The 20,823-nt window shown below is 66.7% G+C and carries 15 protein-coding genes; 4 read left to right on the top strand and 11 right to left on the bottom strand.

Going from position 1 to position 20,823, the window contains the following annotated elements; translation table 11 throughout:
• Positions 1 to 48 precede the first annotated feature (48 nt).
• From AB4Z44_RS13630 to AB4Z44_RS13605, 6 genes are read right to left on the bottom strand one after another with little or no spacing between them, the layout of a single operon-like run.
• Positions 49 to 312, bottom strand: a complete 264-nt coding sequence (locus AB4Z44_RS13630; RefSeq protein WP_404710241.1) for a hypothetical protein — start codon at positions 310 to 312, stop codon at positions 49 to 51.
• On the bottom strand, positions 309 to 2,234 hold the full coding sequence (locus AB4Z44_RS13625; protein WP_404710240.1) for a chemotaxis protein CheA: 1,926 nt from the start codon (positions 2,232 to 2,234) through the stop codon (positions 309 to 311). The genes AB4Z44_RS13630 and AB4Z44_RS13625 overlap by 4 nt, the downstream gene beginning before the upstream one ends.
• Positions 2,234 to 3,088: a CheR family methyltransferase gene (locus tag AB4Z44_RS13620; protein ID WP_404710239.1), complete on the bottom strand. Its 855-nt coding sequence runs from the start codon at positions 3,086 to 3,088 to the stop codon at positions 2,234 to 2,236. Before AB4Z44_RS13620 ends, AB4Z44_RS13625 begins: the two co-directional genes overlap by 1 nt.
• The gene (cheB, locus tag AB4Z44_RS13615) at positions 3,085 to 4,170 is read right to left on the bottom strand and encodes a chemotaxis-specific protein-glutamate methyltransferase CheB (RefSeq protein WP_404710238.1); all 1,086 of its coding nucleotides are present in this window, start codon (positions 4,168 to 4,170) and stop codon (positions 3,085 to 3,087) included. Before cheB ends, AB4Z44_RS13620 begins: the two co-directional genes overlap by 4 nt.
• Positions 4,167 to 5,549 (bottom strand): chemotaxis protein CheW, encoded by a 1,383-nt coding sequence (locus AB4Z44_RS13610; protein ID WP_404710237.1) that lies wholly within the window; start codon positions 5,547 to 5,549, stop codon positions 4,167 to 4,169. The genes cheB and AB4Z44_RS13610 overlap by 4 nt, the downstream gene beginning before the upstream one ends.
• Positions 5,550 to 5,551: 2 nt before the next feature.
• Positions 5,552 to 7,468 (bottom strand): methyl-accepting chemotaxis protein, encoded by a 1,917-nt coding sequence (locus tag AB4Z44_RS13605; protein ID WP_404710236.1) that lies wholly within the window; start codon positions 7,466 to 7,468, stop codon positions 5,552 to 5,554.
• Positions 7,469 to 7,609: 141 nt separating this feature from the next.
• Here AB4Z44_RS13605 and AB4Z44_RS13600 point away from each other — a divergent pair, with 141 nt between their 5' ends.
• Positions 7,610 to 9,226: a tetratricopeptide repeat protein gene (locus AB4Z44_RS13600; RefSeq protein ID WP_404710235.1), complete on the top strand. Its 1,617-nt coding sequence runs from the start codon at positions 7,610 to 7,612 to the stop codon at positions 9,224 to 9,226.
• An 85-nt stretch (positions 9,227 to 9,311) separates the two neighbouring features.
• On the opposite strand, the gene AB4Z44_RS13595 is transcribed toward AB4Z44_RS13600, so the two are convergent.
• Entirely contained in the window at positions 9,312 to 10,739 is a 1,428-nt protein-coding gene (locus AB4Z44_RS13595; RefSeq protein WP_404710234.1) for a pyridoxal phosphate-dependent decarboxylase family protein, read from the bottom strand.
• A 121-nt stretch (positions 10,740 to 10,860) separates the two neighbouring features.
• Between AB4Z44_RS13595 and AB4Z44_RS13590 the strand changes: the two genes are divergently transcribed.
• Complete coding sequence (locus AB4Z44_RS13590) at positions 10,861 to 12,441, top strand: S10 family peptidase (RefSeq protein WP_404710233.1); 1,581 nt, start codon at positions 10,861 to 10,863, stop codon at positions 12,439 to 12,441.
• Positions 12,442 to 12,596: 155 nt separating this feature from the next.
• Here the strand turns inward: AB4Z44_RS13590 and AB4Z44_RS13585 are convergent, their stop codons facing one another.
• The 3 genes from AB4Z44_RS13585 to AB4Z44_RS13575 all read right to left on the bottom strand — a co-directional run bounded on the left by AB4Z44_RS13585 (position 12,597) and on the right by AB4Z44_RS13575 (position 17,228).
• Entirely contained in the window at positions 12,597 to 15,578 is a 2,982-nt protein-coding gene (locus AB4Z44_RS13585; protein WP_404710232.1) for a TonB-dependent receptor, read from the bottom strand.
• Positions 15,579 to 15,823: 245 nt separating this feature from the next.
• On the bottom strand, positions 15,824 to 16,696 hold the full coding sequence (locus AB4Z44_RS13580; protein WP_404710231.1) for a FecR family protein: 873 nt from the start codon (positions 16,694 to 16,696) through the stop codon (positions 15,824 to 15,826).
• The gene (locus AB4Z44_RS13575; protein ID WP_404710230.1) at positions 16,686 to 17,228 is read right to left on the bottom strand and encodes an RNA polymerase sigma factor; all 543 of its coding nucleotides are present in this window, start codon (positions 17,226 to 17,228) and stop codon (positions 16,686 to 16,688) included. Before AB4Z44_RS13575 ends, AB4Z44_RS13580 begins: the two co-directional genes overlap by 11 nt.
• A 181-nt stretch (positions 17,229 to 17,409) precedes the next feature.
• On the opposite strand from AB4Z44_RS13575, the gene AB4Z44_RS13570 reads away from it, so the two are divergent.
• Positions 17,410 to 18,288: a metallophosphoesterase gene (locus AB4Z44_RS13570; RefSeq protein ID WP_404710229.1), complete on the top strand. Its 879-nt coding sequence runs from the start codon at positions 17,410 to 17,412 to the stop codon at positions 18,286 to 18,288.
• 123 nt (positions 18,289 to 18,411) lie between these two features.
• On the opposite strand, the gene AB4Z44_RS13565 is transcribed toward AB4Z44_RS13570, so the two are convergent.
• Entirely contained in the window at positions 18,412 to 18,888 is a 477-nt protein-coding gene (locus tag AB4Z44_RS13565; RefSeq protein ID WP_404710228.1) for a pyridoxamine 5'-phosphate oxidase family protein, read from the bottom strand.
• A gap of 103 nt (positions 18,889 to 18,991) precedes the next feature.
• Here AB4Z44_RS13565 and AB4Z44_RS13560 point away from each other — a divergent pair, with 103 nt between their 5' ends.
• The gene (locus AB4Z44_RS13560) at positions 18,992 to 20,803 is read left to right on the top strand and encodes a diguanylate cyclase (RefSeq protein ID WP_404710227.1); all 1,812 of its coding nucleotides are present in this window, start codon (positions 18,992 to 18,994) and stop codon (positions 20,801 to 20,803) included.
• The last annotated feature ends 20 nt before the right edge of the window (positions 20,804 to 20,823 follow it).

Below are 20,823 nucleotides of genomic sequence, written 5' to 3'. Positions count from 1 at the left end.
ACTCCAAACAAGTTTTCAGGACGCCTTCGCGCCGCTCGAACAATATATCTAGCCCGGCGGGCTATGCGGGACACTGGCTTCGATCAAGCGCGGTAAAATACAGTCGTTGAAGAATGGATAGGCCGGGTTGCCGATGATGCGCGGGCGCAGCGCGAGCAGGATCTGGATTACGGCGCTGTGAAGATGTACCGCCTGGCCAAGATCAATATGCCGGGCCGGATCGCCTTGCAATGCCACCAGCAGCGGCTCTGCATCCGCAACGGTGGCATTGCCGATGATCCGGATCGTGCCGCCAACCACTTCCACGCTCATCCGACCAGCTCCAGCAGGTCGAGCACGATCAGCACGCCGCCATCGCCCGTCAGCGTCGTGCCGGCCACGCTCGGTACGCCCGCGAGCAGGCCGGTCGGCGGGCGCACCATCGCATCGATCCGATCGCTGAAGCCGTCGACCCGCAGCGCTACCGGCTCACCGCTGGCGTGGGTGATGAGCAGCCGTGCCGGATCGGATCGGGCCTCCGCCCCGCCGAGCAATTCGGCCAGGCTCAGCACGGGCACGGTGCGATTGCGCAGCACGCAGGCAGTGCCGGTGCCGAGCGGAACCAGCCGGTCCTGGCTCACCCGGGCGGTCTCGACGATCTGATCGAACGGCACCGCGTAGCGGTCTTGCCCGATCTCGACCAGCAGCAGCCGGGTGGTGAGCGCATTGGCGGGCAACCGCAGCACGAACCGCGTGCCCTCGCCGATCCGGCTATCGATTTCGATCCGGCCGCGCATGCGATCGACCGCCGCCTGAACCGCGTCCATGCCGACCCCGCGCCCGGATACACCGCTCACCGTCGCCGCGGTCGAGAAACCGGGCGCGAAGATCAGGGCGGTCGTCGCTGCGTCGGTCAGTCGCGCCGCCGCCTCGGCATCGATCAGCCGCCGTTGGATCGCGACGTCGCGGATGCGGGCCGGATCGATTCCGGCGCCGTCGTCGGCCAATGTTACGACGACGTCCTCGCCGTCGCGTGCGATCCGGAGCGACAACTGCCCGGTCGCCGCCTTGCCCGCCGCGGCGCGAGCCTCCGCCGGCTCGATACCATGGTCGATCGCGTTGCGGACGAGATGGAGCAACGGCTCGAACAGGCCATCGGCGATCTGCTTGTCGACTTCGATCTGATCGCCGCTGACGGTGAATTCGACCGGCTTGCCGAGCCCGGCCGCGATCTCCCGCACCTGGCGCGGCAGGCGCGCCAGCGCGGGCCCGAGCGGCACCAGCCGCACCGCCGTGACCGACCGATGGACCGCACCGATCGACCGATCGAGATCGGCCTGCGCGGCGCGGATCGCCAGCGCGAGGGCAGGATCGATCCGCGCCGCACGCTCCGCGATGGCCGAGAAGGCATTCGCCGCGACCGACAATTCACCCACTTCATCCGCCAGTGCGTCCACCCGTGCGGCATCGACCCGCAAGATCGTGCTGGTGGACACCGAGTCCGCGACGCCGACGCTCCTTGCTTCGATCGCATGCAAGGAGACCTGATCGGGCACGAGCCGGAATATCGCGCGCAAATCGTCGATCGGCGCGCCGGACAGGCCCTCGATCACCATCGTGCAGGCGAAGGGATCGAACATCGCCGAGTCAGGCCATGCGCCGCCGGACGGCAAAACGGCGAGCGCCGCGATCGCGGGGACCTGCGAGATCAGGGTGATCGGATCGTCGCCGCGGAAAAAGGCGTCGGTATCGGGGGTGTAGCGGAAGGCGACGAGCGGAGCGTCGGCACCCGCCAGCGTGTCGATCTCGTGCGCGACCAGATCGGCGGCCCATTGCGGAACCGCTTCTGCCGCAGTGGCTTCGCCTGCGGGTGCTTCGGCGAGAACCGCGACGTCGCCCAGCAGTCGATCGGCGATCGCGTCGGCGCCTGCGCCGATCGCGCCGTCCCGTTCGAGTTCGTCGATCCAGCGATCGATCTGGTCGAGGCTCTCGACGAGCCGCGGTACCGCATCTGCAGGCAATCCGGCCGGGTCCTTACGCGCGCGATCGAGCAGGGTCTCGGCGGCGTGAAGCACGCGCTCGGCGGCGCGCATGTCGAAGATGCCGACCGATCCCTTGAGGGTGTGGATTGCGCGGAAGGCACCGTCTATCGCGCGTGCGTTCGCCGGTTCGTCGAGCAGGACGGCGAACTCCGCCTGGCCTTGCAGCACCAGGTCGCGCCCTTCGATCAGGAATTGCTCGAGCAGTTCGTCCATCAGGGGCGACGATAGACGATTGCATCCTCGAGGCGAACCATCGTGAAACGATCGGTGATCCGCGCCATCAATTCGCTATGCCCCAGCAGCAGGAAACCGCGCGGGCGCAGGCAATCGAACAGATGCTCCGCCGCGATCAGGCGCGATGCATCGTCGAAATAGATCAGCATATTGCGGCAAAGGATGACATCGAACTTGCCGAGCGGCACCAACGTCGATCGATCGAACAGGTTGGCGGGCGTGAAATGCACCGATTCGCGCAGATCGTCGATGATCTTGCGGCGATGACGATGCTCCGCCTCGAAATAGCGTTCGACTACCTCCGCCGGCAGCCGCGCCAGCGCGCGCGCGGCGTAGCGCCCTGCCTTGGCCTGTTCGATCGCGGTGGTGTCGATATCCGATCCCATGATTTCGACATTGTAGGCATCGACCAGCGGCCAATGTTCGAGCAGCCAGATCGCGATCGAATAGGCTTCGTCCCCGGTCGAGCATGGCATCGACCAGATGCGGACGAGATCGCCGGGGCGCTTGTCCGCGACGATCTGCGGCAGGATCTCCTTCGAAAGCGCGGCGAGCTGATGGTCCTCGCGATAGAAATAGGTTTCGTTGACGGTGAAGGCGTTGATCAACGTCTCGCGCTCGGCGGCGTGGCTGGCGAGGTAGGCGAGATAGGTGCGCGCATCGCCCGTCTTCGTGGCGGCGATGCGATCGGCAACGCGCCGCTCGATATAATATCGCTTGGTTTCGCCGAAGGTCATCCCCGTCCAGCGGTAGATCAATTCGGTAACCCGGCCCAATTCGTCTTCGGACAATATGGGTATCGCGCTTCTGGGGCCGTCGCCCGCATCGCTCACGGTTGGATCAGGCTCATCAGACGGCCCGCAATCGCGTCGAGCGGCACGACATGATCGGCACCGCCCATCGCGACGAGCGATCCGGGCATGCCCCACACGACCGCACTTTCCTCAGCTTCCGCAATGGTCAATCCTCCCCGACCGGCCAGCGCCGTCATCGCTTTGGCGCCGTCCGCGCCCATGCCGGTCATCAACACGCCGATCAGGCGTTCGGGTGCAACATGATCCATCGCGCTGGTCACGAGCCGGTCGACGCTTGGATGCCAATGCAGTTCGGGTGCGCTCGGCGCCGGCAAAGCGGCAAGCGCGCCATTGCGCCGCGTCACCAGCAGGTCGGCATCGCCGCGGCCGATATAGGCGTGGCCGGCGATCAGGGGTGTGGGCCTGGTCACCTCCTCGATCACGAGCGGGCAGAAGCGATCGAGCCGGCGGGCGAGCGCCCCGGTGAAGCTGGCCGGCATGTGCTGCGCAATCACGATCGGCCACGGAAAATCGGCCGGGATCTGGCCGAGCAGCACGTCCAGTGCCGCCGGCCCGCCGGTCGAGGTGCCGACCAGCACCAGCCCCTCGTCGCCGCCCGAAACGCGGGGCTTGTTCGTCTGGGAAAGCCGGGTCGGGCGCGGCTTCGGCGCGGGCGGCCTGGTTGTCCGCAACCTGACGCGTTCGGTCAGCCGCGTCGCGCGCGATATCCGCGCGCGGGCGGCGGCACGCACCTTGTCGACCAGCAGGGACGTCATCGCCTCGATCTCGATCGAGACCGGCCCGCGCGGCTTGGCGACGAAATCGACCGCGCCCAGCGCCATCGCCTCCAGCGTCTCGTCGGCCCCTTCTGCAGTGAGCGAGGAGATCATCACCACCGGGCAGGGCCGCTCGACCATGATCCGATCGAGGCAGGCAAGGCCGTCCATCTCGGGCATATGGATATCGAGCGTGATCACATCGGGCTTGAACACCGGCAAAGCCGCAAGCGCCTCCGGCCCGTTGCGTGCCACCCCCACCTCGAAATCACTTTCCGCGGCGAAGATATCGGTCAGCAACTTCCGCATCAGCGGCGAATCATCGACGATAAGCAGGCGGATCACGGTGCGGTGGCCGGCAGCTTTCCGCTGAGCTTCGCCAGCATTGCACGCTCGGCGCGATCGAGCAGTTCCTGCGGGCTGACGATCAGCACCATCCGCCCGGCCTCTTCCAGATTGGCGACGCGATCGAAGACCCGCGTCTCCTCGCCGCCAAGCTCGGGTGCCGGACGGAGTGCGCTCGCCGGAATCCGCATCACCTCCGATACCGAGTCGACCACGAACCCGGCCTGTAACGCACCCAGGCGAACGACGATCACTCGTCGGCGCGCGCCGGTTGCGGCCGCCGCGCCAAAGCGTTGCGCCTGATCGATCACCGGCACCACCGCACCGCGCAAATTCATGATCCCCTGCACGAAGGCCGGCGCTTTGGGCAATTTGGTCAATTTGGCCGGCGGGCGCGCCACCTCGACCACCGCGCCGATCGGCAGACCGAACTCCTCCTCGCCGACGCGGAAGAGCAAGAACTGCTCGGTTGGCTCGCTTGCGTCTTGCCCGGCCATCGCTTCCTCGGTTCCTTGCAGCAGGCGCTGGGTGAGATCTTCGCGGACGAGATGCTCGATCGCGAGCACAGAGACGAGCCGCCGGCCCTCGTCCAGCCGACAGATCGCCTGCACGCGCGCTTCGGCCGTGCCGCGTGCCAGTACCGCCGGCACCGGATCGATATCGTGTTCGGAAACACGCAGGATCGCATGCATCGCATCGACGACCAGCCCGATACGATGCGAGCCCATCTTCACCACCACGACCCGCGCGCGGCTGTGATCGTGCTCGCCCGGCAACCCCAGCAGCGCCTGAAGCGACAATAACGGCAGCAGTGCATCGCGCACCGCGACCGATCCCACCACGACCGCATCGGCATGTGGCAGCAACGCGATACCGGCGGGCAGCCGCAGCACCTCCTGCACCGCCGTGACCGGTAGCGCATAATCTTGCCCGGCGACGGCAAATGCGACGAGCGTGACGACGCCTTCGGCCTCCGTCGCGTCTGCCTCGACGCTCTTGGCGGCGACCCGCGCCTTGCGGTTGCCGCCGGCGAAATCGCGCGCGGTAAGCGTGCCGATGTCGATGCGCTGGACCCGCTCGTCCTCGCCAAGTGCCGTCACCTCGTCGACGGCGAGCGCGAGCGGGCTGGTCGTGTCGAGCAGGATCACGCGCCGCTCGTCGTGCGCCGTACGATCGGCCAGCTTGGCGAAGGACACGATCGGCAGCACCGCTCCGCGAAAATTGCCGAGCCCGATCAGGCTGGCGGGCGCATGCGGCACCCGCGTCACGCGCGGTATCCGCGCCACTTCACGCACGATCGCGGCCGGCAAGCCGAACCGCTCGTCTCCCACGCGGAAGGCGAGCACGCGCTCCGTATCGGGCTTGGCGGCGCGTGCCATGCTCAGGCGGCCTGCGTCGCCAGCGCTTCGGCGAGCGATGCGATCTCCTCGATCGCGGCGGCGAGCAATTCGGTCCCCTGCGCCTGCTGGCGGGCGGCGCTGGCGGCCTCCCGCGCGGCGCTGGAGGCGATGTCGGCGGCGGTCGCGATCTGCTCGGTCCCGCTCTTGACCTCGCGCACCGATCGCAGAATTGCCTCGGCATCGCCGGAAATACCGCGGCTTGCCGCCTGCGCCGCGTCGAGATCGGCCGCAATCATGCGGAAGCGCTCGACCATCGCGCGGTTGCGCGCGGTCTCGTCTTCGGCCGCGCCGACGATCTGGTCGAGATCGCGGCGGACGGCGGTCACCTGATCCTGGATCGCGCGGATGACATCCCTGGCGCGCTCGGCATTGAGCGCGGCTTCGCGCGAAAGCTTGCGGATATCGCCAGCCACCGTAGCGAAGCCGACTCCGGCTTCGGCGGCGCGTGTCGCCTCGACCGATCCGCTGACTGCGAGCATGTTGGTCTGCAACGCGATCGAGGCGAGGCCGTCGGTGATCTTCTCGATCCGCCGTCCGGTCTCGTTGAGGCCGGCGAGCAGGCCGAGCACGGCGCGTGTTTCGACCAAAGCCGTATCGACCCCCGCGGCGAGCCGGCCCACGGTTTCACGGCTGACGGCCACGCCGGCGACGACGCCCCCGATGCGCGCGGCCGCCTCGCTCGACCGTTCCTCCGCCAGTGCCGCCGACCTCTCGATCTGCGCCATCGCGCTGTTCGCCTCGAGCGTCGCGGCCGCCTGGATCTCGGCGCCGCGCCCGATCTGCTCGATCGCGACTTGGATCTGGCTGGAAGCGCCCGACAATTCCTGCACGGTCGCCGACAATTCCTCGGCCGCCGCGGCCACTTCCTGCGCGGTCATCTGGCGTGCGGCTTCGTCCTCCAGCGCGCCGGTCAGCCGGCCGAGTTCCTCGGCGGTCTGCTGGCTCTGCTCGAGCGACAGGCTCTGCTGCGTGATCGCCTGCTGTGCCTCGGCCGCGGCGGCGGATTGCTCCTCCGCCGCGCTCGCCACCTGCTCGGCGCCGCGCTGGGCCTCGCGCGCCGCGCCGTCGGCCTCGACCGCGGTCAGCAGGATCTCCTGCGAGCCGCTCGCCAGCGCGGCGAGTTCGCTGCGGCCGGTCTCGAGCTGGGCGATGACGCCGCGCCCGGCATCGGCCTCCGCCGTGGCGGTGGCCGCCGCCGCGCGCACCCGATCGGCGACGGCGCGAACCTCGGTGGCGATGCTGGCTGACAGCCGCTGGATATCGCCGGCATTGCCCTCGGAAGTCTCGGCCAGCGCCCGCACCTCGTCGGCGACCACCGCGAAGGCGGAGCCGCTGTCGCCGGCGCGCGCCGCCTCGATCGCCGCGTTGAGCGCGAGCAGGCTGGTCTGCTCGGACAGGTCCGCCACCGCCTGGCCGATCTCGCCGATATCGGACGCCGCCGCCTCGAGCGCGTCGATGGTTTCGACCGTGGCGAGCTGCCGGCGCGCATTGAGCTCGATCGCCGCGACCGACGTGTCGATCTGGACGCTTGCCTCCTGGAAGGCGACCTGCACGGTTTCGGACTGGCGGCGCGATTCCTCGGCGCGCTCGCGCGCTTTCTGGAAAGCGGCACCGAGCGCCGCGATCGCGCCCAACAATTCCTGTGCGGCGCCCGCCGCTTCTTCCGCGCCGCTGGAGATCTGATCCATCGATTGCTGAAGCTCGGTCGATGCTGCCGACGCCTCGGCCAGCCCGCTCGCCAGTTCCTGCGTCGCCTGATCGATCCGCTGCACCACCGTTGCCGCGCGCGCAGGCGCCGCGGCGGGGCGCCGCGGGGCCGGCTTGGCCGCTGCCGGCGCTTCGGCCGGGACGACGGCCCGCTTGCGGGTTCCCAACGCGGTTTTCTTCACCAAAGCCATGGATTTAGTCTCGTTCGGGCAGGAAACGACCGGCATAGAGCAGCCCTGCTCGTTCCGCCAGCGAGCCGAAGCACATTCCCGTCGCATTCGCTGTCCGATCGTGCGAGCAGATGGATGGTCCCGGATTCTGGAGCGGCGCCCGTGCGCAAACTGTTGATTCCCGCCATGCTGATCCTGTTCGGCAGCGCGCCCCCGCCCCCACCGCCAGCGCCTGTCCCGGCCACACCGCATTGGTGCGGCGATCCGGTCGACACCGGCAGCAGTCCGCGCATCCTCGCCGGCTATGGCGGCGGTGGCTTCGCGATCCGGACAAAGAATCCGACGGCGCAGGCCTTCTTCGACAACGGCATGCAGCTTGCCCACGCCTTCGCGCACAAGGCCGCGATCGAGGCGTTCCAGCAGGCACGCCGGCTCGATCCCGATTGCGCGATGTGCGCGTGGGGCGAAGCGTGGTCGTCGGGGCCGACGATCAACTACGGCATCGATGCCAAGGCCCGCGAGAAGCTCGCGCTGATCACGCTCACCGCCGAGAAACTGGCGCAGGATGGACCCCCGAACGAGCGCGCTCTGATCGCCGCGCTCAGGCTGCGTTACACCAACGACAAGGGCAATCACGCCTTCGCGCAGGCGATGGACGCGATGGCCACGGCATCGCCCGGTGATGACGAGATCGCCGTCGTCGCCGCCGACGCGTTGATGATCGACAGCGATTACAAGCCGGCGAGCATGCTTCGCCCGGTCGCTTTGCTCGAAGGCGTGCTCAAGCGTCATCCGGATTATACGCCGGCGATCCATTTCTACATCCATGCAACCGAGGCGGGCGGCTATCCCGATCGCGCGACGCCTTATGCGGACAAGCTCGCGGCGCTCGCACCGGCGGCGAGCCACCTCGTCCACATGCCTTCGCATACCTATTACTGGATCGGGCGCTATGAGGATGCGGCGACGGCCAACATCCATGCGGTCGCGATCGGCGACGACAATGCGAAGCGGCTCAAGCTGGCCGAGCCCGACGGGCGCTGGACGCTCTCTTATTACGGGCACAACGTCGTATTCGGGATCGCCGGCGCGCTGATGGCCGATGACGGCAATGCCGCGCTCGGGCTGGCGCGGCCGGTGGTGGCGATGGCGAAGCGCACGCCCAGGATCGACCGCTACAGCCAGCATGCCGTCGGCGACGCCTATATCGCGATCGCGCGCTACGCGCCGGCCGAAGAAATGCTCGCCATCCCCGATCCGGGCAAGGATAATGGTCCGGCGCAGGCCTTCTGGCGTTATGCGCGCGGCGAGATGTTCGCGCGCGCCGGCAATGTCGCTGGCGTGCTGGCCGAGGCGAAGGCGATGCCGGAGACGCTCGACCCCGATCCGACGGGCGGGGCCGCCCCCAAATTGTTCAAGCTCGCCAAGCTGGTGCTCGAGGGACGTGCGGCGATGCTGCAGAACAAGCCGGTCGACGCCGCGAAGCTCTTCGCAAAGGCCGCGTCGATCGAGGAATCAAAGACCTTCGCCGATGCGACCGATCCGCCGATCTGGTGGTATCCGGTCCGCCGCGACGTCGCCGCCGCCTTGCTCGCAAGCGGCAAGGCGGGCGATGCGGTCACGGCGGCCGATGCATCGTTGAAGCGTCGCCCGCGCGATGCGGTCGCGCTTGCGATCCGGGCGAAGGCGGAGGATGCGTTGGGCAGGAAACAGGCGGCGCGGGCGGATCGTGCGGGCGCGCGACTAGCGTGGCGGGGCGATACGAAGGTGATCGGCTAACCTCTCCCGTCGCCCCTGCGCAGGCAGGGGCCCATGTCTTTTGGCACGAGAGGCGGCTTAAATGGTTGGAGAGATGGGCCCCTGCCTACGCAGGGGCGACTGGGTTGGCTGATACTTTCCGCCAAGCATTGATCACCGCCGCCACCGTCACCTCGGCATCCGAGAACGTCGTCGCCGCGGACGATACCGATACGCGCATCACCCACTGGCCGCGCCACAACGACGATCCGATGAACGCCACCGCGTCGGCCTGCACCTGCTCGACCACCTTTTTGGTCAGCGCATCGACATCGCGGCCCTCGGCATGGAAGCGCAGCATGAACTGGTTGAGCACCACCGGGCAGACCAGGTCGATCCCGGGCTCCAGCGCCAAAGTCTCGCCCATGAAGCGCGCGACGCCGCAATTGCGCTCGACCAGCTCGGCGATGCCGCTGCGTCCGTATTGCCGGATCATCGCCCAGGTGCCGAAGCCGCGCGCGCGGCGCGAGAGCTCGGGCACGTAAGCGGAGGGATCGCGCTCGGCGCCTTGGGAGCCCGGCAAATAGCTGGCCGAGATCGCCATCGCGCGGGCATGCGCCTCGGCATCGCGCACGATCGCGAAGCCGCAATCGTACGGCGTCTGGAGCCATTTGTGGCCGTCGGTGCCCCACGAATCCGCGAGCGCGACGCCACGCGTCTGATCCCGATAAGCTGTGCTCGCCTGCGCCCACAGGCCGAACGCGCCATCGACATGGCACCACGCGCCTGCATCGTGCGCGATGGGTACGATCTCCTCGAACGGATCGCTGGCGCCGGTGTTGATCTGCCCGGCCTGCAGGATCGCGATCTTCGGGCCGGCATTGGCACGCACCGCTTGTTCGAACGAGGCAGGGATGATGCGGCCCATGGCGTCGGTCTCGATCGTGGTGACCCGCTTCGCGCCGAAGCCGAGATATTTGAGGCCGGAAAAGACGGTCGCGTGCGCGTCGGCGCCGATCAGGATCTCGATCGGGGGCGCCCCGAACATCCCATCCGCCTCGACGTCCCAGCCGACCCGCCGCAGCATCTCGCTCCGGGCCGCGGCGAGACAGACGAAGTTGGCGACGGTGGCGCCGGTGACATATCCGACCGAAGCTTCGGCCGGCAGGCCGAGGAGATCGAGCAGCCAGCCGGCCGCGACCGCCTCGATCGCCGACGAGGCCGGCGCCGCGACGAGATTGCCCGCATTCTGCCCCCACGCCGATGCCAGCCAGTCGGCCGCGACGCCGGTCGGATGCGAACTTCCGATCACCCAGCCGAAGAAGCGCGGAGCGGTCGAGGCGCGGATGCCGGGCGTGGCGCGCTCGACCAGCTCGCCGATGATCCGTTCGGGATCGCCGGGATTTTCAGGGACAGGGCCGGCGAAGGCCGCGAGCATGTCGGCATAGCTGGCAGCGGGCGTCGTTTCGGCGGTGGCGATCCCGCGCCGATAGTCGATCGCGTGGCGCGCGGCCTGCGCCATTGCCGCCCATGCCCGCTGATCGTCGCCCGCCATATCGCTCCCCAGTCTCGTCCTGCCCCTGAGCCCCCATGTGCGGCGAGGCAAGCATTTCGCTTGCTCATGCAAGAGGCGGCTGCAATCCCGGGCAATCATGCCGAAAGGGGGAAGCCGCCTCATGAAAACCACGACCGCGACGATGCTGACGGCTTTGCTTGCCTCCACCGCGCTTCAGGCCGCGGACCCCGCTCCGCTCAAGCCGCTCTTCACGCCGAGCGAGGTCAAGTCGAGCGGGTCGGTCACGGTCGCGGGGCAGCGGATCGGCTATCAGGCGACTACCGGCACCCTCGTCATCCATGCCAAAGGCTGGGAGGATACCGACGCGGTCGAGGTGCAGGCCGATGCCGCCAAGGCCGACGACAAGGCCAAGGCCGAAGCCTCGATGTTCTACGTCGCCTATCTCAAGGACGGTGTGCGCGCGGCCGATCGTCCGATCACCTTCGTCTTCAACGGCGGCCCCGGCTCGCCCAGCGTGTGGTTGCATATGGGCGCGTTCGGCCCGGTCCGCGTCCAGACCGCCGATCACAGCCATACGCCGGCCGCGCCCTATCCCGTCGTCAACAATGACGAGAGCCTGCTCGATGCGAGCGATCTCGTCTTCATCGATGCGCCCGGCACGGGCTTCAGCCGCGTCGCCGGCAAGGACAAGGAGAAGGCCTTTTACGGCGTCGATCAGGATATCGACGCCTTCGCGCAGTTCGTGACGCAGTTCCTGTCGAAATACGGCCGCTGGAACTCGCCCAAATATGTGTTCGGCGAAAGCTATGGCACGATGCGCGCGGCGGGGTTGTCGCTCGCGCTGCAGAAGAAGGATGTCGATCTCAACGGCGTGATCCTGCTCTCGAACATCCTCAACTGGGATCTGATGCCCGACGATCCGCAGGTGAACCCGACGGTCGACCTGCCCTATATCGTCGCGTTGCCCACCTATGCCGCGAGCGCCTGGTACCACAACCGGATCGCCGATCGCCCGGCCGATCTGCGCGGCTTCCTCGATCGGGTCGAGGCGTTCGCCACCAGCGACTATGCGCTGGCGCTGATGAAGGGCAACGATCTGCCCGCCGCCGAGCGTCAGGCGATCGCCGGGAAACTGGCGGGCTTCACCGGGCTATCGGTCTCCTATCTGCTGAAGACCAATTTGCGGATCGAATATGGTGCCTTCCAGAAGGAGTTGCTGGCCGATCGGGAACTGACCACCGGCACGCTCGACACCCGCTTTGCCGGCGCGACGCTCGATCCGCTGAGCAAGGTCGCTGGCTACGATCCGCAGAGCGCGGCCTTGGGCGCTGCCTACGTTGCGACGTTCAATGCCTATGTGCGCGATACGCTGCGCTACAGTCCGGAGATCGCGTTCAAGTCGGGGGCCCCGCTCTACAGCGACTGGGATTACAAGCATCAGCCGCCCGGCGCCGACAAGCCGCTCATCGCCCTGCCCAACGTGCTGCCCGATCTCGCCGCGGCGATGAAGCAGAATCCCGAGCTCAAGGTGATGGTCAATGGCGGCTATTTCGACGTGTCGACCCCTTATTTCGAGGGCTGGTACGAGATGCACCATCTGCCGATCCCGGCGAACCTGACCGGCAATATCGAATATCGATACTACGAGTCCGGCCACATGGTTTACGCCAACCTGCCGGCGCTGAAGGCGCTGCATCAGAATGTGGCGGCGTTCATCCGGCGGACGAGCGGGGGGCGGTAAGAGGTCATTCCCGCCCAAATTAAATCGTCACCCCGGGCTTGACCCGGGCTCCCGCTCTTTCCGGTCCGTCGAAAGGCAGCGGGACCCCGGCTCAAAGCCGGGGTGACGAGTATCCGGGTTAAGCCCCCGCCTCCGAAGAAGCGGGGGCTTATAACTCAAAATTCTGCGGTCACGCCGAAGGTGAACGTCCGCCCGCTGGTCGTATAAACTTCCGGCCGATCCGCGGTCTGATCCGCAAACTGGCGGATCGCCTGGTTGGTGAGGTTGATCCCCTCCACCACCAGCCGGACGTGCGGGATCACGTTCCAGTGCGCCTGGAAATCGACGTTGTTGGTCGCGTGGATGCCGTCACCGACATTGCCGCCGCTGCCCAGGCTGGTGAGATACTGGCTGCGATAGGCGGTCGAGACGCGCACGCCCCACACCGGATTCTCATAATAAAGCGTCGCGTTGGCCGCCCATTTGGAGAGATTGTAGAGAGGCAAGGTCACCGTCACGCCGTTGATCACGCCTTTCTGGTGCCCGTCGAACCACGTGCCGTTGGCGACGATGCCGAGATGCTTGAGCGGCCCCGGCAGGAAGGTGAAATCATGCTGGAACGCGGCCTCGACCCCCTTGATGTCGGCGCCGGCACCGTTGATCGGTTGGGTCACGTCGAAGGTGGTGTTGCCGTCCTCGCCCTGGATCAGCAACGAAAGCGGCAGGCCGGTCTGGCTGTAGGGCATCTGCTTGGTCGACGACGTGATGAAGCTGTCCATATGCTTGTAGAACAGGCCGATCGACGCGAAGCCGGTGCGATCCATATAATATTCGATCGACCCTTCGGCCGACGTCGCCTTGTACGGCTTCAGGAAAGGATTGCCGAAGCTGACGCTGCCGCCGTTCGGCCGCGTCGTGATCGATCCTGCCGCCGCCAGATCGCTCAAGGCCGGGCGGTTGACGTTGCGATCGACACTGATCCGCGCGACGATCTGCTTGGTCAAATCGAGTGCCAGGTTGAAGGTCGGCAGCCAGCCATGGCTGTTGGTGGTGATCGCGACCGGCTGCAGCCCGGTCGTGGCGGTGGCGAGATGGCCCGACGAGGTCAGATCGGTCGAATAATAACGCACGCCGGCATTGGCGCGTAGCCGCATGCCCGCGACCCAGGTGTCGAGATCATATTGCGCGAAGCCGCTCCACGTCGCCTCGTCGACCTTGTAATCGCTGCCCGCCTGGAGATTGGCGACCGTCAGATTGCGCGGATCGCCGATGTAGGAATAGACCCCGTCGACATTGCCGACGACGTACGGGATCAATGAATCCCGCCCGATCACCATCTTGAGATTATCGGGAATGGCGACGTCCGCGGGGACATTGTGGAACACCTTGTTGTTGTACTGATAGCCGCTGTTGATGAAATGCTTGTAGCTGCCGCCGACCTTGAACGCCGAGGCCTCGTTCAGCGTGTAGGTCGCGTCCAGCTTGCCGTTGGCATATTTGGTGGTGATCGCGTTTTCCTGCGTGTCGAGCCGCTGGAGCGCCCACAGGCTCGGGTTGGTCAGGTCGACGCCATAGGTGTTGACCGGGATGGTCGGCCGGTCGTCGAAGCTGAAAGCCATGTTCTTGGCCTCCATGAAAACCTTGTCGAACACCGGCTGGCGGAAATCGGATTCCTCGTAACCGCCCAGAGCCGTGAACTTGAGGCGATCGCTCGCCTGCCAACTCGCATTCGCCACGCCCTGATAGAAATCGGTGTGGTTCTCGACGATATGATGTTCGGAGCGCTGGTCGATGCCCGTGTAGCTTGCCGCGCGGAGCGTATTGCCGTCGATGACCGCCGACTGGATGATCTGCTTGCCGCCGATCGGGCTGCCGGTGAGCGCATTGCTGCCCGCGCTTGCGATCGCATAGTCGTCGCGATGATCCCACAGCCGGCCATACAGCATGTCGACGTCGAGCTTGAACGCCGTGCCGGGGTGATATTGCAACGAGGATGTGATGCCGAGCCGCTTGCGATCGGTGTACCAGGTCGACGGCGATTCCGCCTGCGGGGCATAGAGCGTGCCCGATTGGAGCAAGGCGCTGTCGGCCGCGCTGATGTTCGGGCCGATATTGCCGGGGTTGTATTTGACGAGGCCCCAGCCCCAGTTGCGATAGCCATATTCGTTGCTCCGGATCTGGCTGTAGGCGACCGAGACCAACGCGCCGAAATCGCCCCAATGGCCCGATGCGAGGCCGACCATGCGTGGGGTCACGCCGCTGGTATTGGTGTTGGTCTGCCCCTTGGCGGAGACCACGAATTTCGAGCCGCTATAATCGAACGGCCGCGCGGTATGGAGCTGGACGGTGCCGGCGATGCCGCCTTCGTCCTGATCGGCCGCATAGGATTTCTGGACCGTCACGCGGTTGAACAATTCGGACGCGAACAGGCTGAAATCGAACGAGCGCGATCGGCTGACGCCCCCGCGATTGTCCATGCCCGACGCGGTGTTGCCCAGCACCTCCATGCCGTTGAGCTGGGTACGGGTGAAATCGGGGCCGAGGCCGCGCAGCGTGATCTGGCGGCCCTCGCCGCTATCGCGCGTGATCGTCACGCCCGGTACGCGTTGGAGCGATTCCGCGAGGTTGAGATCGGGGAAAGCGGCGATGTCCTGCGCGAGGATATCGTCCTCGGATCCGACCGCGCGGCGCTTGTAATCCTCGGCTGCCTTAAGGCTCGCCCGATAGCCGGTGACGACGATCTCGGGCTCGTTGCCGGCGTCGCTGCTCGCCTGATCAAGGCTGACCGGGGTGACGGCGGTCTGCGCCACGGCCACGACGGGCGCGCGGCGCGGCGTAGGGCCCGGCTTCAACACCACGACCCCGCCGGTGACCGACGGCGCGAGGCCCGTACCGCGCAGCAGGATCGCGAGCGCCTCACGCGCGCTATGCTTGCCGGAGACGCCCTGCGTTTGTTTGCCCTCGACGGCTGCGGGCGGCACCACCACCTGGACCCCGCTGGCACGCGAATAATCCGACAGGCCGCTGCGCAGATCGCCCGCTGCGATCGCGAAATTCGCCTGCGCATCGAGCGCCTGTGCCCCGGCCGGGGCCGCCATGACACTGGCCGCCAGCGCCATCCCCAGGCTGAACGACGATAGTCCGTAAAAGCGCTTCATGATGTCCCTCCGCTCGGCCGCACAGGCAGCCATGCCGGGGAAGACGGAGGCGCGTCTGGGATCAGGACAAAAGAATTTTGTTAAATCTCACAGACACTTTTGCGTCATTTTGGTGACTGCCTTCTTCGTCATGCTGAACTTGTTTCAGCATCCACCAGGCAATTTACACAGACAGTGCGGTACGTACGGTGGACCCTGAAACAAGTTCAGGGTGACGGGTGGAGCGACGCGCCTTCGCGCCTCGATTACGACTGCACCAGCCGCAGCTTCCCATCCTCGCGCTTGACCGAGAACCCATAAGCGGCGCCGATCGCGTCGAGCAATTGCCCCGGATCGTCGAGGCGGAAGCGGCCCGAGATCGGCATATCGGCCAGCTTCGCAGGAGGCGCGATCACCAGCGGGCCGCCCTGCCGGTTGAGCTCGTCGACCAGATCGCCGAGCTTCATGTCGTCGGTATCGAGCCAGCCCGAGCGCCAATCCTGCTGCGCGACGTCGAACGCGCGCGGGGCCGCTGCATAGCCGGCGGCGAAGCGTGAACGCCAGCCGGCCTTCACCACCACCGTCGTCCCCTTCGCCATGCTCGGGCCGAAGCGGACCGCGCCGCGATAGACGGCGAGTTCGACCTGATCGCGCCGCAATTCGAGATCGAAGGCGGTGCCGAGAACGCGCGCGTCCGATGTGCCGGCGCGGACCGTGAACGGCCGGGCGGCATCGTGGGTCACATCGAAATAGGCCTCGCCGCGCGACAGGTGCACTTCGCGCCGATCGCCCGCGAGCAGGACTGCCACCCGCGTCGCGCCGTTGAGGCGCACGGTCGATCCGTCGGCAAGGGTGACGATGCGCTGCTCGCCTCGCTGGGTCGCATATTCGATCGGCTGCGGTGTCGGAACCCATGCGGACCTGCCCAGCCACGCCCCGGTACCGACGAGCAAAGCCAAAGTCGTCGCGCCAGCGGTAGCCACCGCGCGCCGTCGCGCGGTCCGCATCGCACGGATATCGCCGTTGCTGAGCCGCCCACCCGCCGCGCAGCCGGCGAGCGCTTCGGCCAGCGCCGGATCGTCGAACAGCGGATCGCGGTCCTTGCCATCGTCGGCGGCGATCGGGCGCTCAGCGGTCATTCGATGCTCCCAGCGCGAGCCCGCGGCGATCGAGCGCGGCGCGCAGATCGGCGAGCGCGCGCACCACATGCTTTTCCACCGCGGCGACGCTCAGGTCCAGATCCGCCGCGATCGTCGCGACCGGCATGCCGTCGAGCCGGCGGCGGGTGAACACCTCGCGCCGGAGCGCCGGCATCGCCTTCAGAGCGCGGGTCAGCACATCGACGCGTTCGCGATAGGCAAGGATCTCGTCGGCGCGCGGGGCGGGGCAGACGATCTCCTCCGATAGCTCCGCGGCCGCCGGCGTGCCGCGCAGCCGACGAACATGATCGCGGACCAGGTTGCGCGCGATCGCGAAACAGAAGGAGCCGACATCCGCCACCGATCGCGTACGGCGATAATCGTAGAGGCGCAGGTAGGTCTCCTGCACCAGATCCTCGCTGTCGGTGCGATCGCGCAGCCGCGCCTCGACGAAGCGCTGCAAGGCGCGCCGCAGATCGGCGTCCTCGGCCGCGATGCGGCGGCGCTCGACGATCGGCGCAAATTCGGTCATCGCGACGGCACCACGAGGGCCGCCGCCTGTCGCAGCGTTCCGTTGCCGGCCACCCTTCGTCCCCTGATTCGGAAATTTTTTTGCGGGGTAGGGGCGCTATGTGAAGCTGCTGTGACACGGCCACTGGTCAAGCCGGGCGGCGGGTGGGAAGGCGCGCGCGATTCGAACCCGAAGGATGCTCATGCGCCCGATCCTGAAGCTGCTGCTGGCCTTCGCCGGCCTCGCCGCCGTGCCCGCGTTAGCGGAGCAACCCTTGTTCAGCATCGGCGCCATCGCCGATTGCCAATATGCTGACGAGCCGGACGCACCGCCGCGGCTCTACCATACCGCGCCGGGCAAGCTCGCGGCAGCGGTGGCGGATTTCAACCGGCGCAAGCTCGCCTTCGCGGTTCATCTCGGCGATTTCATCGACAAGGATATGAAGAGCTATGATGCGCTGCTGCCGATCGCCGGCAAGCTGCGGCACCCGTGGCGGTTCGTGCTCGGCAATCATGATTTCGGGGTCGACGATGCCGACAAGGCAAGGGTGCCCGCCCGGCTCGGCATGCCGGCGCGCTATCACCGCTTCGTCAACCATGGCTGGATGTTCATCGTCACCGATGGCAACGGGCTCAGCGCCTACGCCTGGCCGCAGGGCAGCGCCGAGCTGGCGCATTCGATGGCGGTGCACGCTGTGCACTATCCCGATAAACCTCTCTGGGACGGTGCGATCGATGAGGCGCAGATGGACTGGATCGACGCGCGGCTTAGCGAGGCGGATCGGCGCGGGCTCAAGGTGATGCTGTTCAGCCACTTCCCGCTCTGGCCGGAAAACCCGCACAATCTGTGGAACGCGCCCGATGTGATCGCGCTGCTCGAGCGGCACCCGTCGGTGAAGGTGTGGCTCGACGGGCATAATCACGAGGGCAATTACGGGCTGCGCGACGGCATCCACTATGTAAATCTGAAGGCGATGCTGGATACCGAAGAGACGGCCTATGCCGTGCTCGATTTCTTTGCCGATCGGGTGGAATTGCACGGCATCGGGCGGCAGCAGAGCATGACGTTGAAGCTGCGCTGATCTAAATCCCTCCCTTTAGGGAGGGGTTGGGGGAGGGGCCGCGCGCCTCGACGAAATGTTCGGTTTTTACCGCTACTTCGGCCCCTCTCCCCGACCCTCTCCCGCAAGCGGGAGAGGGAGTTTTTATCCCGCCGTCGTCGCGACCTTCGCGTGACTGCCTTCCTCGCTCGGTTCGATCTTCCCGCCGAACAGCATCTTCAGCTTGCCGGCGATCGACATGTCCGCCTCCCACAATTCGGCATCGTCGATATCGAAGCGCAGCAGAGCGAGGTTGGGGTCCTCCTTGCCGCCCGGGAACCATGCCTCGACGGGGCGCGACCAGAGTTTGTCGATCATCGCGCGGTCGTTCTGCACCTGTACGCGGCCCGACAGGCTCGCGAAATAATCGTGGCCCTTGGACACGAATTCGGCTGTCGCGGCGCCGCCCTTGGCGAGGCGATTATCCTTGCCGATGAAGAACCAGATCGTATCGACCTGATCCTCGTCGAGCTGTGCGGTCAACGGTTCGCTATGCCCGCCCTCGGTGAGGCCGATCATCAGGAAGGGGCTCTTCGCCATCCGCTTCCAGAGGTCGCGCTTGAGTTCGGTCTGATCGGCCATGGTGTTGCTCCTGATGATTTCAGGGGCATCAACGCGGCTGGGCGCGTAAGTCTCCGGCGCGTCTTAACCAATAGGCATCGATTGGGTCGCTATGCTGCCCGCCATGCGCTTGGCGACGATCACCAACTGGGCTTATGGCATCACTGTCGCGCTTACGTTAGCGTCGGGTGCGACCATGCTTGCCGCCTCTTCGGCGCAGGAGCGCGAGCGGGCTGTAGCGGTCGAGCGCCAGACGCTGGATCATGCGACCTCGACCATCGACGAGGATGTCGCGCAGCTGAGCGGGCTGGCGCGGCAATATGTGATCAGCGGCAATCCGGCCGACCTAGCTGCCTACCGGCGCGAAGCGCGTCTGCTGGGCGCGATCGAGGCGCGCACGGCGCGTATCCGCGATGCCGGCGCCAGCCCCGAAGAGCTGCGCATGCTGCACGAAACGATGCGCTGGGCCGATGCGCTACGCGACGAGCAGCAGACGGCACTCGCGGCGCTCCAGCAGGGAAAACGTGGCGATGCGCTCGCGATCCTGTTCTCACCGGAATATGAACGCGAACTCGATCGTATCCAGAGCAGCGTCGAGCGCTTTCAGGACCGGATCGACCAGCGCACCGATACGGCGCTCAACGCTGCGATCGGCACGTCGCGGCTGTGGCGCGGGGCTTCGGAGACGTTGCTGGCCGTGACCGGGCTGCTCTTTCTGTTCGTGCTCTATTTCGTGTTCCGTCGGCGCGTGCTGCACCCGGTGATCAAGCTCAGCGATGTGGTGACACGGCTGGCAGCGCAGGATTATGCCGCCGAGCCGCCGATGCTCCAGCAGGTCGACGAGATCGGCGACATGTCGCAGGCGCTGCGCATCTTCCGCGAAAATGGCCTCGCGCGTCAGCGGCTCGAACAGGAGCGCGATGCCGATCGCCTGGTGCGCGATCTGCTCTCGCGCATGACGCAGCGGATGCAGAGCTGCGATACGACCGACGATCTGCGCCATGTGGTCGAACGCTTCGTGCCCGAGATCGCGCCGCAGCTGGCCGGCCGGCTCTATCTGTTCGATCGCAGCCGCAATGCGATGGTCGAGGCCTCGTCTTGGCTGGATCCGGTCGCATCCAAACCGGAATTCCCACCTCTGGCCTGCTGGGGGCTGCGGCGGGGCATTCCGCATCGTCCGGCGGGCAGCCGGCTCGATGTCCCATGCGATCATATTGTGCACGAGGGCGCGGATTTGCCCGACAGCATATGCATGCCGCTTGCTGCGCAGCATGGCACGCTGGGCCTGCTCTATTTCGAGCGTCTCGCCGGTCGCCTCGCCGATCCCGTGCCCGAAGTTTATCTGCGCACGCTGGCGGAGAACGTCGGGCTGGCGCTCGACAATCTGCAACTGCGCGACGCGTTGCGCGGGCAGGCATTGGCCGATCCACTGACCGCGCTCGCCAATCGCCGGCGGCTGGAGAGCGTGCTCAAGGCCGAACTGGCCGAAGCCGATCGCGATGGTGCATCGATCAGCGCGATCATGCTCGACATCGATCATTTCAAGCATTTCAACGACGAATATGGCCATGATGCCGGCGACGAGGTGATCCAGGCGGTCGCGACCGTGCTCAAGCAACTGGTGCGCGATCGCGATCTCGCCTTCCGCCACGGCGGCGAGGAGTTCCTCGTGCTGTTGCCGGGGGTCGATTCCGCGCATGCGGCCGATCGCGCCGAGGAGATCCGCCGGCGTGTTGCGGCCCTGCGGGTCTGGCACGAGGGGCGCGAGCTCGGGCCGGTCGCGGCGTCGTTGGGAGTTGCGACCGCGCCGGACCATTGCCCTTCCGACCGGCTGGTGCAGACGGCCGACGCGTGCCTGCTCCAGGCCAAGCGCGCCGGGCGCGATCGGGTCGTGGTGGCGCAGGCGCGGTCCGGGCCAGAGGCGTTGGCGGGTTGATTTTCCTACGTCATCCCCGC

Source organism: Sphingomonas sp. MMS24-J13, assembly GCF_044905095.1.
Classification (GTDB): domain Bacteria; phylum Pseudomonadota; class Alphaproteobacteria; order Sphingomonadales; family Sphingomonadaceae; genus Sphingomonas_I.
The sequence above is the reverse complement of the archived record's forward strand: the minus strand, read 5'-3'. Positions and strand labels throughout refer to the sequence as shown.

Coding starts and splice junctions, on each gene's coding strand:
- AB4Z44_RS13625 (WP_404710240.1), bottom strand. CDS start 2,234: ATGGACGAACTGCTCGAGCAATTCCTGATCGAAGGGCGCGACCTGGTG.
- AB4Z44_RS13575 (WP_404710230.1), bottom strand. CDS start 17,228: ATGACCGAATTTGCGCCGATCGTCGAGCGCCGCCGCATCGCGGCCGAG.
- AB4Z44_RS13630 (WP_404710241.1), bottom strand. CDS start 312: ATGAGCGTGGAAGTGGTTGGCGGCACGATCCGGATCATCGGCAATGCC.
- AB4Z44_RS13590 (WP_404710233.1), top strand. CDS start 10,861: ATGAAAACCACGACCGCGACGATGCTGACGGCTTTGCTTGCCTCCACC.
- AB4Z44_RS13565 (WP_404710228.1), bottom strand. CDS start 18,888: ATGGCCGATCAGACCGAACTCAAGCGCGACCTCTGGAAGCGGATGGCG.
- AB4Z44_RS13585 (WP_404710232.1), bottom strand. CDS start 15,578: ATGAAGCGCTTTTACGGACTATCGTCGTTCAGCCTGGGGATGGCGCTG.
- AB4Z44_RS13570 (WP_404710229.1), top strand. CDS start 17,410: ATGCGCCCGATCCTGAAGCTGCTGCTGGCCTTCGCCGGCCTCGCCGCC.
- AB4Z44_RS13605 (WP_404710236.1), bottom strand. CDS start 7,468: ATGGCTTTGGTGAAGAAAACCGCGTTGGGAACCCGCAAGCGGGCCGTC.
- AB4Z44_RS13580 (WP_404710231.1), bottom strand. CDS start 16,696: ATGACCGCTGAGCGCCCGATCGCCGCCGACGATGGCAAGGACCGCGAT.
- AB4Z44_RS13560 (WP_404710227.1), top strand. CDS start 18,992: ATGCGCTTGGCGACGATCACCAACTGGGCTTATGGCATCACTGTCGCG.
- AB4Z44_RS13610 (WP_404710237.1), bottom strand. CDS start 5,549: ATGGCACGCGCCGCCAAGCCCGATACGGAGCGCGTGCTCGCCTTCCGC.
- AB4Z44_RS13595 (WP_404710234.1), bottom strand. CDS start 10,739: ATGGCGGGCGACGATCAGCGGGCATGGGCGGCAATGGCGCAGGCCGCG.